This window comes from Candidatus Dedyshia acidiphila (assembly GCF_051025295.1).
Taxonomy (GTDB): domain Bacteria; phylum Acidobacteriota; class Terriglobia; order Terriglobales; family Acidobacteriaceae; genus KBS-83.
Window position 1 is genome coordinate 116,755 of record NZ_JBMGJV010000003.1, and the last position, 15,573, is coordinate 132,327.

A 15,573-nucleotide genomic window follows, 5' to 3' on the forward strand; every position below is an offset into this window, starting at 1 on the left:
TTGCTGGCGACTGTGTATAGGTGTTCCAGGAGGCGATTGTCAACCACTTTTTCGTAATGCCCGATAAGTCGAGAACAAGCTGCGCGCTTTAGCGCTTCCAGCCCTTGTTCTTGACGAGTCCCACACCTTCGCGGATCGTGACGAGCTGGTCGGCGGGAACTTTCCGGTACTGCTCGCGCAGCCCGTTTGGCCAGAACACCTCGACATCAGCGATCGAGACTGAGCCCAGTCCAAAATGCAGACGGGGATCGTCGCAAGAGTAATAACTCGACTGACTCACGACAGCCTGTGCTTGTACCTTCGTCCCGTAGCGCACCAGAACCCGGGCTCCGATGGCGCTATGGTTCGATTTGACTCCTTCGAGCTTTACCTTGAGCCAGTGCTCGGTCCCGGGCACGTCGTTTCTCAGGAGCGAGGGCGGCTCATTCAGGTTCACAATCAGCACGTCCATGTCGCCGTCGTTGTCGAAGTCGCCGAAGGCGCAGCCCCGGCTGCTGTGAGGGGCGGCGAGTCCGCTGCCAGCGGGTGGATCCACTTCTTCGAACGTTCCATTGCCCAGGTTGCGGAACAGGACCCGGGGAGTCTTGTACGGGTACTGCGGAAGTTTGCGCTCCACCTCGGGGTACACGCTTCCAGTGACGAAGAAGACATCTGGGTTCCCGTCGTTGTCGAGATCCACGATGCCGGCGCCCCAACTGGTGAAGCGCGTCTCAACCCCGATCCTTGCGGTTCGTGTCACCTCGTCGAAGTTGCCGGTGCCATCATTGCGGTAGAAGCCGCAGGTGTCGCCGATGAAGTGGGTCTTGAACAGGTCGAGGTGGCCGTCCAGGTTGTAATCGCCCAGGCCAACCCCCATTCCAGCCTGTTCCATACCGTCGTCACTCAACGCAACGCCGCGTGTGACTCCTTCTTCGCGGAACGTGCCGTCGTGATTGTTCATGAACAACAGGCTAGGGGTGGAATCGCAGGCTACGAATATGTCGGGCCAGCCATCTTCGTCAAAATCGGCTGTAACGACCGTCATACCGTAGCTTTCGACCGCGCCGCCAATGCCCGCCTGCTTGGTGACGTCGGTGAAGGTTCCATCGCCATTGTTGCGATAAAGAGTATGCCTGCCGGTGGGGAGGCCACGAGGGCCACAGTTGACCGGTACGCCTTTCCAGTTACACGTAGAGTTTTCGCCGGGCGCGGGAGCGTGTTCGATAGAGAAGCGTATGTAGTGGGAGACAAACAAATCGAGATGGCCGTCTCGGTTGTAGTCAATCCAGGAACAGCCGGCTCCCCATTGCGCCGGGCCGGAGTCCCACAACCCCGCCTGTTTCGTCACATCGGTGAAGGTGCCATCGCCGTTATTCCGATAGAGACGATTCTGCCCGAAGTAAGTGCAGAAGATGTCGTCGTAGCCGTCGTTGTTGTAGTCGGCGATGCACACCCCATTGGCCCAGCCGGCCGCATGAAGTCCCGCCTTTTCGGTGACATCGATGAACGTGCCGTCGCGATTGTTCTTATAAAGGCGGTTCGTCGCCTCCGGAGGATCGCCGCCGAGACGTGTGCCGGAGAGCAGGAAGATATCCATCCAGCCATCGTTGTCGTAGTCGATGAAGGCGCAGCCGCAGCCATTGGCTTCGATGATGTACTTCTTCGAGTCGACGCCACCGTAGATGACAGGCGCCCGCAGGCCAGCAGCTGAGGCGACGTCAGTAAAGTGCGCGTTGAAGGGTCGCCCGGAGGGTGCCGGCCGGGGCTGCCCCTTCACATCGCGGGAGGCAATCCCCTGGTTTTGCCCGACGAGTTGCTGGGCCGAGGCGCACAGGGACAAAAGCACGAACGAACGGCGAGAGAGAGTCATGAGCGGAGCACAATGTGGCCTTCATATTGTCAGTATCGGAGCCATGAGTAAAGACGCTGACACCTCTTGAACGCCGGCAGCTACTGTGAAACGAAGGAAGTAACGACCAGCTTGTAACGGTTCTTTTCCGCTTCCTGTCTGGTTGCGTCCTGACGTGCTTTCGCCAGGCGCTTGAGCAGATCGGGTATCTCCGCTGGTTGATTGGTTTTTCGCAACGCGAGAACCAGGTGGTAGAGCGCGGACTGGTCGGTTGGGTTTTGCTCGAGAACTTTGCGGCACTCCTGGGCAGCTTCCGCGTACTTGCCGGAGTCCAGGTAGTACTTCGAGAGCACATTGTGAGCGGGAGTCAGAGAGGAATCGAGGGCGACGGCTTTTCGCGCCGAAGCGAGGCCTCTCTGGAACTCAGGCGAGCCAGGTTCCGGCGCTTTCTGCGAGAGAATCGCTGCCTTGAGATACCACAGAAACGCATCGCCAGGTGCCTTCGCGAGTTTGGCTTGCAAGGTTGCCAGCGCCTGCTCCGGATCTTTCTGGTTGCGCTCCTCGGCAACCATTCCCTGTGCGGCGGCACTCAGGCCCTGGAGCGGATCGAGCCGCTCGGACTTATCGAAGTCTGCCTGGGCCTCGTCATACTTGGCCAATTGGACATACAGGACGCCACGAGCAAGATAGAGGTCCGCCGCAGACGGCTGGAGTTTGAGACCCGCATCGATCATTTCGATGCCGGTCTGAAACGATTGATGACTCATCGCCAGGTTTGCGAAGTCAACATACAGCGAGGTCTCGAGCGGATTTTTGACGATCGCGTCATGCAGGATCTGCACAGCATGCGGCGTGTCCTGGCAGGCCTCATAGACCTTTGCCGCGAATCGCATGGTGCTGACATCGGGATTGGCGTTCAGCAGCGGCTGCAGGGTCGCGAGCGCATCCTGGGGGCTCCCTGCAGCGAACTCCATCATGGCCAGTTCGCGGCGTGCGCGAGGGTCGTCCGGCTTCGACGCGAGTAGTTCTCGAAACAGCCGCAGAGCTTTCTCGGTTTGCTTCAGCTTCAGAAGGCAGGCGCCGTATTCCTCCACAGCGCCGGGCTGAGAATCCAGAACCTGGCCGCTTTCAGAGAAATGCCGCACCGCAGTCACACAATCCGATCTCTTGTAGGCCAGAACGGCAAGCATGGCGTGACTGGTGGTGTCTTGCGGACGCAGCCGAAGAACATGTTCAAGCAGGGGCGCGGCACGCGCGCTGCCGGCTTCGTACTCGAGTTGAGCTGCGCCTTCGAGAGCCGGCAGATAGTCCGGAGACAGCTTCAGTGCCTTCGCATAGGACTGGCGCGCTGCGGCCTGATCGCCCTTGCCGGAGTAGGCCAGCCCTTGAAACATCCAAAGCTGCGGATTGCCGTGAGCGCCTTCGAGGAGGGGCTGCAGCAACTCCAAGGCCCGGTTGAACTCGTGGTGCTCGAGTGCGGACACGATCGACGCAGAGCGGTCGCTCTGCGTCTGCGCGATGACCGTTAACGACAGTGCCAGAAATACCGCGACAAGAGCAACAACGATCGGATTGCGGCCGCAAGGGAGCTTCATCGGTACTCGCGCGGATTCCTGGTGAGTTGTCTGCCTAGATCTACACCTTCAGATCCACACCTTCGAATCCACAGACGGTCCTGAGGCCGTGGGCCGATTGCTCTCTGGATCGCTCGGATATTCGCGTGGAGGTCCGCTCCGGTTCATGCGGGCGAAGTTCGGGACTGCCAGCATGGGGGAACCGTCCTCCCACTTGCCGGTGAGCACCATGACACCGCCGAGAAGGTCCGGACGCCATTCGGCTTGCAGTGGAGCGTCGCTTAATTTCCGTTCGATTTTGCCATTGTCCGCCGTCTCTACGTTGTAGACGAGCGGCCCATACTGCAAGGCGACGGTTCCCTGGTCAGCCTTGATGCGACTGTCGGCCACGACGCGTTGCGGCTCCATCGGCAGTTCCAGGTCGATGCGATCGCCCGCCTTCCACTCACGTGTGACGATGGCATAGCCCTTGCTGATGATCGGTGTCTGTTCCTGGCCATTGATCGCAAACCGCTTCAGGCCCTGGACGTGGGGAGAGTCCTGGTAGAGCTTGCTGGTGGTGCGGTTCGGAACCCGCACATACACAGAGAAGGTTTTGGCCTCGTCAGGATTCACGGTGATCGTAACTGCCCCGTGCCAGGGATAGTTCGTCTCCTGCGTGACTTGCACGTTGGTGCCTGCCACCTCGCCCACATGAATGCGGCTCCCCGCGAACATGTTGACGTACAGGCCGTCGTTGCTCTTTACATAGGTCCAGGTGGGAATCATCAGCAATGTGCGAGCCACGTTGCCGACGCAGCAGGGGCACACGTGCCACTTCGCGCGTTCCGTGTTCACCAGGGGGTTGGTGTAGCAGTAGCTCTGTCCGTCGAGAGCCAACCCACCCAGGACAGCGTTGTACATCGTCTGTTCGTAAAGGTCTGCATACTTCGCGTCGTGGTAGGCCAGGTTCAGTTTGTATTGGAAGAACACCAGTCCGCAGCTCGAACAGGTCTCGCAATAGGCTTCGTTGCGCAGTGAGTAATTCGGTCCGAAGCCCTCGGAGGTTTCACCGCTGCCGATGCCGCCCGTCAGGTAGTACTTGCGATTGACCATGTTGTCCCAGAGCGAAATCACCGCGCTTTGATAGTCGCGGTCCTGGGTTTCAGCAGCAATATCTGCCATGCCCGAGTAGAAATAGGTCGCACGAACGGCGTGTCCCACGGCTTCGTACTGCTGGCCCGGAGGCAGGTGGCTCTGGTCATACTCGTTTCCGCCGCGGCGCGAATCGAGAAGGAACTTGGCGAGCGCGATGTAAGCATCGCCGCGATGATTTCCTTCCTGGTCGTTGACGAACCGGCCAAATCGCACCAGGGCCTGCTCCATCTCCTGGTGGCCGTCGAACCACTCCTTCTTGCCGGGTCCGATATTCGCGACCCAGCAGTCGGCCAGCTTCTTCGCGCCGTTGTACAGGCGAAGGTCTTTGCCGTCCGAGAGCGTGTAGTGATTGATCGCGGATTCGATGAAGTAGCCGGACACGTACCCTTCGTGATTGCCGCGATGCTCGGGCGACCAGCGCTCCGGCCACTCCTTGCGATCGGCGAGGATGTATGCGGTCTGCAGATAGCCGTCCGGCATCTGTGCAGCCAGGATGATAGGGATCCACCGCTCCAGCGTAGTGTGCAACAGTTGCTGTGCCTGAATGATCTCCGGGTCGCCCTCTGGATCGACCATCAGGGCGATACACATGGACTCAACTGTCTGGTGCACCCAGGCATTCGAGAAGACAAAACCCTTGTGCTTGCCGTGCGGCTCGCCGCGGTTGGCCTTGGCGGCCTCGACGAAGTTGTCGATCCCGCCGTCACCACGCATCGTGGGGATGTCGGTTTTCTCACACATCGCGATGCAATGCGGAATCCAGTTCACGATGAGAGCCTTGGCGCGTTCTTTCCACATCGGGCTCGTGATCGAATACTGCCGCGTGTACACGACATTGAGACGATTCGCGGGAGGTGCGGATTCCACGTGCACGCCGATGGTGTGCGCCGGCCCCTTGCTCTCAGACGCCTCGAGCGCCAGCGTGTAATCGCCTGGTTGAGAGAACGTCGCCGTGGTCACAGTCGAAGCCGCATCGGCAAAGGCGACCGCGCCCGGTCCTGAAGCCTTGACCCAGCGAGCCCTGTTCCTGCGTGACTCTTCGAGCCACGTCACCTTACCCGAGAGATAAGTGCGACCGTTGCTGACGACAGAGCGGTCCACGCCCGCATCGACCACCGGGGGAAGCGACGGATTCGGACCATAATTGAACACGCGCCATTCGAGGATTCCCGCCGGGCGGTCCTGCTGGGGGACCACTTCAATGCGGAGCTTGCTCGTCTTCACGGGTGCGAAGGTTGTGACATTGAAGGTGTCGAGCGCGACGCCAAGACCCCTGGCGTCAGACACCGGAACGAAGTCGTTGCCATCCCAGTGGAGAATCCGGTAAGTCTCTGGCGCTGCGATCCGGTACACATAGCTGCCCGCGAATTCACCTGGGCGCGAGCGATCGACCGCCCAGTAGATCTCAACTTTGTCGACCTTGATGGGCTCCGTCCAATCGTACTGAACCCAGCTTTTGCGACTGGCCTGCGACGGGTCTGCCGACACGGCATAGTGCGCGTGCGAGCGGTCCAGCGAGTTCGCTGGTGTGAAGCCGTCGTTCAGGGCGGAGATCTTGTTTTCGCTCGCCATGGTCAGACTCGTTGGAATGGCTACCCGTGCGACGTTAAGCGGATGAACGGGCGCCTGGGCAAAGGACCGGCGGGCCGACAGGGCAGTCAGGACAGCGGATCCCCCGAGCCCCGTGAGGAACTCTCGACGGTTTGGCTCCGATGACTGGCTATTTTTCGGCGAACGGCGGGTGAATTGGCCCGGCGCGTCTGAACGGTGATTCCGACTCATGAAGGACTCCTGCAAACTGCTCGTTCCGCCGGGGTGGGCATCCAGGAAACGTTTGCTGGCTGAGTAGCGTAAAGCTCCGAAGAGCCGTTGTAAAGAGAAACACTCGCCCAAATGAGCGCCCTGCGACCCAGCCTGGGTCGTTCCCGAGTGGCAGCCTACCAGCAGTGATCGTGGAAGTGACCGCCTCGCCGTCTTCTGGGCGACTTCCTACAGTTAGATGAGCGTCATCCCTCGGCAGCGTCCGAAATGGCGAGCTGCTGCGGCGCGACAGAACTTCGCAGCAGGTGCAAACTCCTGTTCCTTACCTCAACTCGTTTGCGACCCTCGTGGTGGCGCCGTGGTCTGCCGGACGACCAGGCTGGTGTGCACCGGGGGTGACGCCTTGCGTGTACCGCTTGCCTCGATACGGTGGCGCAGGACGGAGAACGCTGCCTCTGCGATATCGGCGCAGGACATGCGCACCGTGGTGAGTGGCGGCAGCATGAACTGCGCAATATGGACATCGTCGAAGCCGATGACGGAGAGTTCCTCAGGCACGTGCCTGCCTGCCTCAAATAGACCGTGCAGCACGCCGATTGCGGTGAGGTCATTCGAGCAAATCACCGCAGTCGGCGGCTCGGGTAGGGCCAGCAGGCGATCGACCGCAGTCATGCCGCCTTCGAGTGTGTGATCGCCCTCCACCACCAGATGGGGCGGGACCGTGAGCCGGTGACTGCGCATGCCGCGCCGGAACGCTTCCTTGCGCAGATGTGCCGAGGTCTGCTGCAGCGGCCCGCTGACGAAGGCGATGCGACGATGACCGAGCTCGGCGAGGTGCGCGATTGCCTCATGGATGCCCGCGTTGTAGTCCACCTGGACCGCATCGATGCGGCCGCGCGGTGCACGGGCGGGGCCGCTATCCATCACTACCAGCGGCACAGCATGGCTGGCGAGCTCTTCGAGAATCGGCGCCTCGCGGCCGAACATCATCACCGCGACTCCGTCGACCTTGCGCTGCAGCACACGGCGCACCGAACGGGCGATGCTCCCTGCGTCGGATGCGGTGGAGGCGAGCAGCACCTCGTATCCGCTTTCGACTGCCAGCTCCTCGAAGCGCTGGATCAGCTCCGGGAAGAACGGGTTGGTGATCTCCGTCACCATCAGGCCGATGATGTGGCTGCGGCCGGAGACCAGTGCGCGCGCCTGGGCATCGGGTTGGTAGTTCAGTTCGCGGACAGCGCGCCACACGCGGTCGGCCATCTCGCGGTTGACGGTGCCCTTGCGATTGGTGACGCGCGACACAGTCGAAATGGAAACGCTGGCGCGCTTGGCCACATCACGAATGTCGACGCGGGCAGAACGTTTCTCTTGTGGGGCGGAGCGGCGGCCCGGGCGTACTGACATGGCGCGAGTATAGATGGCCTGAGCACGATTACGTGGCAGAATGCAGACCAGGGGAGTGCCCGGAAAACGTTTCTTACGAGGGGTCTGCTGTGCGATACTGCTGCGCGGCTCGACAAAAGCTTGCAATCGCAGGCTCGTTCCCGTCGTCCGAACTCGTCGAGGATACTTGTATGCGTGCTGAAGCTCTTCGTGTCGCCGTTCTGGAAGCCAATCTGGAACTGGTGCGCCGCGGGCTGGTGCTTTACACCTTTGGGAATGCCAGCGGCATCGACCGGAGCAGTGGCATCGTCGCCATCAAGCCGAGCGGGGTTCCGTATGAAGACCTGAAGCCCGCCGACCTGGTGCTGACGGATCTCGAGGGGAACATTCTGGAAGGAAAGCTTCGCCCTTCGTCGGATCTGGGCACGCACCTGCTGCTCTATCGCGCGTTTGAGAGCATTGGCGGCGTGGTGCACACGCACTCCGAGTTTGCGACCGCGTGGGCACAGTCCGGACGTGAGCTCCCGGCCTATGGCACGACGCACGCGGATTATTTTTACGGCCCTGTGCCAATAACGGAAGAGCTGACAGCGGACGAGGTCGCGGGCGACTACGTCGGCAATACGGGCCATGCGATCATCCGTCGCTTTGCTGGCCTCGATCCGCTGGCTATTCCAGCGGTGCTGGTGGCCGGCCACGCACCGTTCTGCTGGGGCCCAACGGCCGGCGATGCGGCGCACAACGCAGTCGTGCTCGAGTCAGTGGCGCGCATGGCGTACTACACTGCCACATTGAACGCCGCCTGCTCCGGAGTGCCGCAGCACCTGCTGGACCGCCACTACTTTCGCAAGCACGGCGCCTCCCGGACCTATGGCCAGACAAGGAGCTGATCCATCCCGCCACTCATGATCTCTGCCTTCCTCTCGCCATTGCTGGCCGCCACCTTCGCCACGCAGTCGCTCGCGCGGCTGAACGCGGTCGACATCCTGGTGATCGCGATCTACTTCGCGATCGTGTTGTTCATCGGCTTCTACCTGAAAGGCTCCTCGAACACGAGCGAGGAGTTCTTCATGGCGGGTCGCGAGATGACCGCCTGGATTGCCGGGCTGAGCTTCGTCTCGGCAAACCTCGGCTCGCTCGAACTGATGGGTTGGGCGGCGGCGTCCTACCAGTACGGCATTCTCGCCACGCACTGGTACTGGATCGGCGCGATTCCGGCGATGCTGTTTCTCGGCATCGTGATGATGCCGTTCTATTACATCTCGAAGACGCACTCCGTCCCCGGCTACCTGCAACTGCGGTACGGCGATGCGACGCGCGCCCTCTCTGCGATCACCTTCGCCGCAATGACGGTGCTGATGAGCGGCATCAACATGTACTCGATGGCGCTGGTGATGAAGGTGGTGCTGGGTTGGGATCTGAACTTCTCGATCTGGGTCAGCTCCATCACGGTCGCCGTCTACGTCATGCTCGGCGGTCTGCGCTCAGCCATCTTCAATGAGGTGCTGCAGTTCATCCTGATCTGGGTAGGCGCGGCGGTCGTGCCGATCCTAGGCCTGATCGAGGTCGGTGGCTGGACCAACCTGCGCCGGCAGATCGCGGTCAACCTGGGCCGCACCGATTACATGCACCTGTGGAGCGGGCTTGGGCACTTCAACACCAACCCCATGGGCGTGCACTGGTCGGGCATCGTCTTCGGTCTCGGCTTCGTGGTCGCGTTCGGCTACTGGACCACCGACTTCCTCGTCGTCCAGCGAGTGCTCGCCGCGGACAACATCCGCTCGGCGCGCATGGCTCCGATCATCGGTGCCGCGTTCAAGATGGCGGTGCCGTTCATCGTCATTCTGCCCGGACTGCTCGCCCTCTCGGTGCTGCCGTTCCATCTGGTGGGCGAAGCGCAGGCCGTGGCCACGCACCAGCACAGCTACAACGAAGTGCTGCCACTGATGCTGGTCCACTACTGCGGTCCTGGGCTGCTCGGACTGGGTGTGACCGCGCTGATCGCAGGCTTCATGTCCGGCATGGCGGGGAACGTCAGCGCCTTCTCGACCGTGTGGACGTACGACATCTATGGGGCGTTCCTGAACAAGCGCGCGAACGATCAGCACTATGTCTGGATGGGTCGCGCGTCCACGCTGGTAGGCGTCCTCGTGTCCATCGGCACGGCGTACCTGGTGCAGCACGCGGCCAGCATCATGGATTATGTACAGGCACTGTTCTCGTTCTTTATCGCGCCGCTGTTCGGCACCGTGATTCTCGGCATGCTGTGGGCACGCGCTACCAAGCAGGGCGGCTTCTGGGGCCTCCTGGCGGGTACCTGCACCTCGATCGGGCTCTTCCTGTGGGTGAAGCACGATCCGTCGGCGCTCCGCTACGTCGCGCTCTCGCCCGATGCGAAGGACATGGCAGAGAACATCTATCGCGCGCTGTGGTCGTGGCTGGTCTGTGTGCTCGTCACGGTCGTGATCAGTCTGCTTACGAAACCACGCCCGATCGGCGAATTGGCCGGACTGGTCTATGGCGCGTCACCGCTGCCCGAAGAGCATGACGAACACTGGTACCAGAAGCCCGTAATCTGGGCGTCGGTCGTGTTCGCTGTGTTCCTCGTGCTCAACATTATCTTCTGGTAAGGGAGAAAGACCCGATGCGAGCCACTCTGTCGATCTGGTTCTTCGCCGGCGTCATGCTGCTGGCCTACGGTGTTGTCATCCTGGCGGCCGGGCTTTGGGAGTTGAGCCACCCACTGCCGAACCCGCCGGCGCTCGCGAATCTGCACGCGCCGATCTGGTGGGGCGTGCTGCTCACTCTTGCCGGCGCGGGGTACACCATGCGCTTCTGGCCGCGTCGCCACTAACGATCAACCCGGTGCTTCCTCTGCGTGGAAGCGCCTCACACCAAGGAGAGTTTTGTCCGCCATGGCACAGCAGTTGACGTTCGGCTTGATCGTCGGCAATCGCGGTTTCTTCCCCGATCACCTGGCCCGCACCGGGCGCGAGACGATGCTCCGCGTGCTGGAAAAGGCCGGCATTCGCGCCATCGCGCTCACCCCGGAGCAGTCGAAGTTCGGCGCGGTCGAGACGCCCACCGAGGCGCGCCACTGCGCGGAACTCTTCCGCAGGCATCAGGACGAGATCGACGGCATCCTGATCACGTTGCCGAACTTCGGTGAGGAGCGCGCGCTTGTCGACGCCATCCGCCACTCCGGGCTGACGGTGCCTGTGCTGGTGCAGGCCACGCCGGACCGCACGGACGACATGAAGATCTCCGACCGCCGCGACAGCTTCTGCGGCAAGATGTCGGCCTGCAACAACCTGACGCAGTACGGCATCCGCTACTCGCTGACCTCGCTGCATACGTCGGCGCCGGAATCGGAGAGCTTCGCGAAGGACCTGGAGTGGTTCTCCAGCGTCTGTCGCGTGGTGCGCGGCTTTAAGAATTTGCGCGTCGGCGCCATCGGCGCACGCCCGGGAGCCTTCAACACGGTGCGCTACTCGGAGAAGCTGCTGGAGCGTGCGGGCATCTCCGTCGAACCGGTTGACCTCTCCGAAATCCTTGGACGTATCGACCGCATGAAGGACAACGACGACGCAGCGCAGGCGAAGCTGCAAGCGATCAAAAATTACGTCTCGACGAACAACATCCCTGAGGTCGCGCTGGTAAAGATGGCGAAGCTCGGCGCCGTCATCGAAGGCTGGATGAAGGAGACTTACTGCACCATCTCCGCTGTGCAGTGCTGGACCGCGATGGAGGAGTACTTCGGCGTGGTGCCTTGCACGGTCATGAGCATGATGAGCGAAAACCTGTTCGCGGCCGCCTGCGAAGTGGATGTCTGCGGCGTGCTTGGCATGCACGCGCTCGCACTGGCCAGCCAGACACCGAGCGCGCTGCTCGACTGGAACAACAACTATGGCAACGATCCGAACAAGTGCGTCTGCTTCCACTGCTCCAACCTGCCGAAGCACTTCTTCGAGGATGTCGTTATGGATTTCCAGGCGATCATCGCCGGCACGGTCGGCAAGGAGAACACCTACGGCACCTGCGTTGGCCGCGTGAAGGCCGGCGCGATGAGCTTTGCCCGCTTCTCGACGGACGACTTCACAGGTCGCATCCGCGGTTACGTGGGCGAAGGCGAGTTCACGCGCGATCCGCTTGAGACCTTCGGCGGCGCGGGTGTAGCGTACATTCCTCGGCTGCAGAAGCTGCTGCACTTCATCTGCGAGCGGGGGTTCGAGCACCACGTTGCGGCGAACTTCTCGAAGACTGCCAACGCTGTCTACGAGGCGTCCGTTCGCTACCTCGGTTGGGACATGTACTACCACAACCAGCCGGAGAGCTAGCCCATGCCGATCGTGGCGGGAGTCGACTTCGGAACCCTGAGTGTGCGCGTCACGCTGCTCGACAGCGAAGCGGGCAGCAGCGGCCGTGCGCGTGGCCGGCTCGGCACTGCAGTCGCCGAGTACCCACTGCACCGGCGGCGCGAGGATCCCGACTACGCCACGCAATCGCACGATGACCAGATGAGTGCCTTGGTGCGCGCCATGCGAGCAGCGCTCGCAGACACCGGCGTGCAGGGAAGCGACGTGGCTGCACTTGCGCTCGATACCACTGGGTCGAGCGTCGTGCCGGTCGACGCGCAGATGCGTCCCCTCGCCGAGTACTACCTCTGGTGCGATCACCGTGCGAAGAAGGAGGCGCAGGAGATCACAGCGCTTGCGCATCGCGAGCGGCTGGCGGCGATTGAGTGGTGCGGCGGTGTCTACTCGCACGAGTGGGGCTTCGCTAAGCTGCTGCACTTTCTGCGGCACAATCCCGACAAGCGCGATGCCTTTGCAAGTGCGTTCGAGCATTGCGACATGGTGGCGGCAACGCTGTGCGGTATCACGGATCCGAAGCAGGTGAAGCGCAGTGCCTGCGCGATGGGTCACAAGTGGATGTGGAATCCGCGCTGGGATGGGCTGCCTCCGCAGAGCTTCCTTTCAAAGCTCGACCCGCTCTTCGATGGCGTGCGTGACAAGCTCGACGGCGAGTACCTGACCTCGGACCACGTCGCCGGCCACCTGAGCGAACACTGGGCGGAGGCGCTAAGCCTGCGCGCCGGCATCCCCGTCCCTGTCGGCGCCTTCGACGCGCACTGGGACGCCATCGGCGCTGGTTGCCGCGAGGGCGACGTCGTGAATGTCGTCGGTACGTCCACCTGCATCATCGCGATGGAGCAGCGCACGGCTCTTGTGCCCGGCGTCTGCGGTGTTGTGCCCGGCAGCGTGCATCCCGCGTACACCGGTGTCGAGGCGGGGCTATCTGCGACAGGCGACATCTTTGAAGCCATCGCGCGCCGTGCAGGCACGGACGTCCGGCAATTGTCACAGGGGCTGGATCAATATCGGGCGGGACAGACTGGTCTGCTGCGCCTGAGCTGGGATAACGGTGACCGCACGGTGCTCGTAAATGCCGAGCTGGGGGGCATCACGCTTGGCTGGAACCTGGTCCACACGGCGCAGGACGAGCTCTTCGCAGCCATCGAGGGCACGGCGTTTCACACGCGCATCATTCTGGAGCGCATGGCCGAGCACGGCGTACCCGTGGAACGCATCATCAACGCAGGCGGCATTCCACAGCAAAATGCGGTGCTGAACCAGGTGTATGCGAACGTGCTGAACAAGCCGGTCCTCGTACCGGACGGCACGCCGACCAGCCTCGGCAGTTGCATCTTCGCCCTGCTGGCTGGTGGAGGCATCCAGTCGATTGAAGAGGGGCAAAAGCTGCTCTGCCTGCCCCACCGGACGTTTCTGCCGCAACCCGAATCGGTCGTTGTCTACGAGGAGCTCTTCCGTCAGTACAGAGCTATTTACTTCGCTCTGGGGAGTCGTGACGCGGCGCCTGTGGCGCTCGGCGCGGTGCTTCCGGAGCTGAAGCGTATCGCTGCAATGGCGCGTAGCTCCTTCGCTTAGCCGTCCCTATTCCGGAACGGGATCGCCGCCACGTCGAACCAGTTCGGGAATGATCTTCGCTTTTTTATCGCTTTTCCCTCTCTCGCCAAACTTGTCCTGCCGATAAGGATGTTGACAGGGGAGAGCCATGGAGCACACCGGTTTACGAGCGCAGGGAAGTCTTTGGATACGTGTTGCTGTCTGGCTGACGCTGCTGATGGTCGCGCTCGGTCCGGCAGTGCGGCAGGCCTTCGGGGAGGCGCACCCGGTGACAAATAAGGTGGTCGTCGCCTCCATCGAAGCGCCGTCATCCGCGATCTCCAGCTCTTTTGACCGCTCGTTCCTGGTGCGTCCGGCAATGACTCCTCTACCCCGCCCGGAGCAGCCAAAGTTTGTTGACCACGCGCTCTACCTTGCAATTGCTGCGTATCGCACCATGGACCTGGTCAGCACCCAACATGCCATCGCTCTCGGTGCCCGCGAGGTCGAGCTGCCCCAGTGGGTGGTGGCCAACACGGCGACATTCGCCGCCTTCGAAGGGCTGGCCACCGCAGGCGAGGTGGGCGCGTCGGTCTGGCTCATCCATCGTCATCACCGCCGCCTGGCCCGCACAGTCAACATGGTCAGTATCAGCCTGGGCACCAACACGGTGCTGCACAACTACCACCAGAGCCTCTGGTCACCGGTCACAGGCGGACGCTGACACGAGCGGACCCCGCTCGAGACCTAACGGAAGAGCAGCGGCGCGAACTGGATGAGGTTCTTCCGCCAAACCATCCAGGTATGGCGCCCTGGTGTCTCGATCGCCGTCACCGGGACCTGCTTCTGCCTGAGCCACGCTACCAGTGCGCGATTGGGCGTGATCAGGTGATCATCCACGCCGCAAGCGACCCAGAGTAGCTTCAGTTGATCCTTTTGTTGTGCGAGTTGCGGGAACGCCTGGTCGTAGTTCATCTCCTGCACTGCGGAGGAGAAGGCGCCCACATATGCGAACTGGTCGAGGTGATCCAATCCGGTGAGCACGCTCTCGCCACCGCCCATCGAGAGCCCCGCGATCGCGTGCTCTGTTCGGTCGGGTGAGATCGAGTAGGCGCCCTCGACCATCGGCTTCACTTCATTCAGCAGAATCTGCGTGTAGCGCGAGAAGTTCCGGTCGATCAACGTCCGATCGCTCCACGCCGTCCAGCGGCGCTCGATGACCTCCATCGTGCCGTAGCCGAGAGGCATCACCACGATCATCGGCTTCGCCTTGCCCTGCGCGATCAGGTTGTCAAGGATGACGTTCGCGCGACCGACGGCGGTCCAGCCGCTTGCATCGTCGCTGTAACCATGCAGCAGGTAGAGGACGGGGTACTTCGTCGCGGGGTTGTACTGCGGCGGCGTGTAGACGTACACATCGCTCTGCCGGCCGAGGATCTCCGAGCGATAGAACTGGTGATGCAGGGTACCGTGCGGCACATCCTGCGTGTCCCAATCCTGCGGCGTCGGTCCGGGAACCTCGATCATGTTCTGCAGGCTGATCAGGTTCGTTTTTACTGACACGCTTCCCGGGTCGAGGAACGGGATGCGATCGATCAGAAAGCTGTAGCCGTAAACCTCGGGATCCAGGGGCTTCGTGGTGAGGCTCCAGCTTCCGTCGGCGGCGCGCGTCATGGACTGTGGGTCCGCGCCTTCCAGATTCAGCTGGACAGTGGTGGCTTGGATCGGGGGCAGACGAAATGTGATCGTTCGGTCGGGATTGACGGTCGGACCAGGGGCGGTGACCGGCTGGGTTTGCGCCGTAGGCGCAGGGGGGATCGTCACCTTCTGGGGCGGGGTGTGGTGATTGCGCATGGTCGGCTGGGCAGTGAGTGGGAAGGTGCTGAGCGAAACGAAAACCAGCAGGGTTGAGGAGAGGACGCGCAGAGGGTTCCGCATATGGCCCAACAGTCTACCCCGGAGCCCCATTTCATCTCGCAAGCCA

General features: G+C 61.9%; 11 protein-coding genes. 6 read left to right on the forward strand and 5 right to left on the reverse strand.

Going from position 1 to position 15,573, the window contains the following annotated elements:
• Positions 1-88: 88 nt before the first annotated feature.
• The 4 genes from AC5IJH_RS02345 to AC5IJH_RS02360 all read right to left on the reverse strand — a co-directional run bounded on the left by AC5IJH_RS02345 (position 89) and on the right by AC5IJH_RS02360 (position 7,704).
• Entirely contained in the window at positions 89-1,849 is a 1,761-nt protein-coding gene (locus tag AC5IJH_RS02345) for a CRTAC1 family protein (protein ID WP_491901182.1), read from the reverse strand.
• A gap of 80 nt (positions 1,850-1,929) precedes the next feature.
• Complete coding sequence (locus tag AC5IJH_RS02350; protein ID WP_491901183.1) at positions 1,930-3,423, reverse strand: tetratricopeptide repeat protein; 1,494 nt, start codon at positions 3,421-3,423, stop codon at positions 1,930-1,932.
• A gap of 48 nt (positions 3,424-3,471) precedes the next feature.
• Entirely contained in the window at positions 3,472-6,111 is a 2,640-nt protein-coding gene (locus tag AC5IJH_RS02355; protein WP_491901184.1) for a glycoside hydrolase family 127 protein, read from the reverse strand.
• A 516-nt stretch (positions 6,112-6,627) separates the two neighbouring features.
• Entirely contained in the window at positions 6,628-7,704 is a 1,077-nt protein-coding gene (locus AC5IJH_RS02360) for a LacI family DNA-binding transcriptional regulator (RefSeq protein WP_491901185.1), read from the reverse strand.
• Positions 7,705-7,874: 170 nt separating this feature from the next.
• On the opposite strand from AC5IJH_RS02360, the gene araD reads away from it, so the two are divergent.
• From araD to AC5IJH_RS02390, 6 genes are all read left to right on the forward strand, one after another.
• Positions 7,875-8,573, forward strand: coding sequence for an L-ribulose-5-phosphate 4-epimerase AraD (gene araD, locus AC5IJH_RS02365; RefSeq protein WP_491901186.1), 699 nt, complete (start codon positions 7,875-7,877; stop codon positions 8,571-8,573).
• Between the two features lie 15 nt (positions 8,574-8,588).
• The gene (locus AC5IJH_RS02370; RefSeq protein WP_491901187.1) at positions 8,589-10,313 is read left to right on the forward strand and encodes a sodium:solute symporter family protein; all 1,725 of its coding nucleotides are present in this window, start codon (positions 8,589-8,591) and stop codon (positions 10,311-10,313) included.
• A 14-nt stretch (positions 10,314-10,327) separates the two neighbouring features.
• Positions 10,328-10,537 carry a hypothetical protein gene (locus AC5IJH_RS02375; RefSeq protein ID WP_491901188.1) on the forward strand — a complete coding sequence of 70 codons (210 nt, stop codon included), beginning with the start codon at positions 10,328-10,330 and terminating at the stop codon, positions 10,535-10,537.
• A 61-nt stretch (positions 10,538-10,598) separates the two neighbouring features.
• On the forward strand, positions 10,599-12,020 hold the full coding sequence (locus AC5IJH_RS02380; protein WP_491901189.1) for an L-fucose/L-arabinose isomerase family protein: 1,422 nt from the start codon (positions 10,599-10,601) through the stop codon (positions 12,018-12,020).
• Positions 12,021-12,023: 3 nt separating this feature from the next.
• The gene (locus AC5IJH_RS02385; RefSeq protein WP_491901190.1) at positions 12,024-13,631 is read left to right on the forward strand and encodes a ribulokinase; all 1,608 of its coding nucleotides are present in this window, start codon (positions 12,024-12,026) and stop codon (positions 13,629-13,631) included.
• 127 nt (positions 13,632-13,758) lie between these two features.
• Complete coding sequence (locus AC5IJH_RS02390) at positions 13,759-14,313, forward strand: hypothetical protein (protein WP_491901191.1); 555 nt, start codon at positions 13,759-13,761, stop codon at positions 14,311-14,313.
• Between the two features lie 23 nt (positions 14,314-14,336).
• On the opposite strand, the gene AC5IJH_RS02395 is transcribed toward AC5IJH_RS02390, so the two are convergent.
• Entirely contained in the window at positions 14,337-15,527 is a 1,191-nt protein-coding gene (locus AC5IJH_RS02395; protein WP_491901192.1) for an alpha/beta hydrolase-fold protein, read from the reverse strand.
• Between the last annotated feature and the right edge of the window lie 46 nt (positions 15,528-15,573).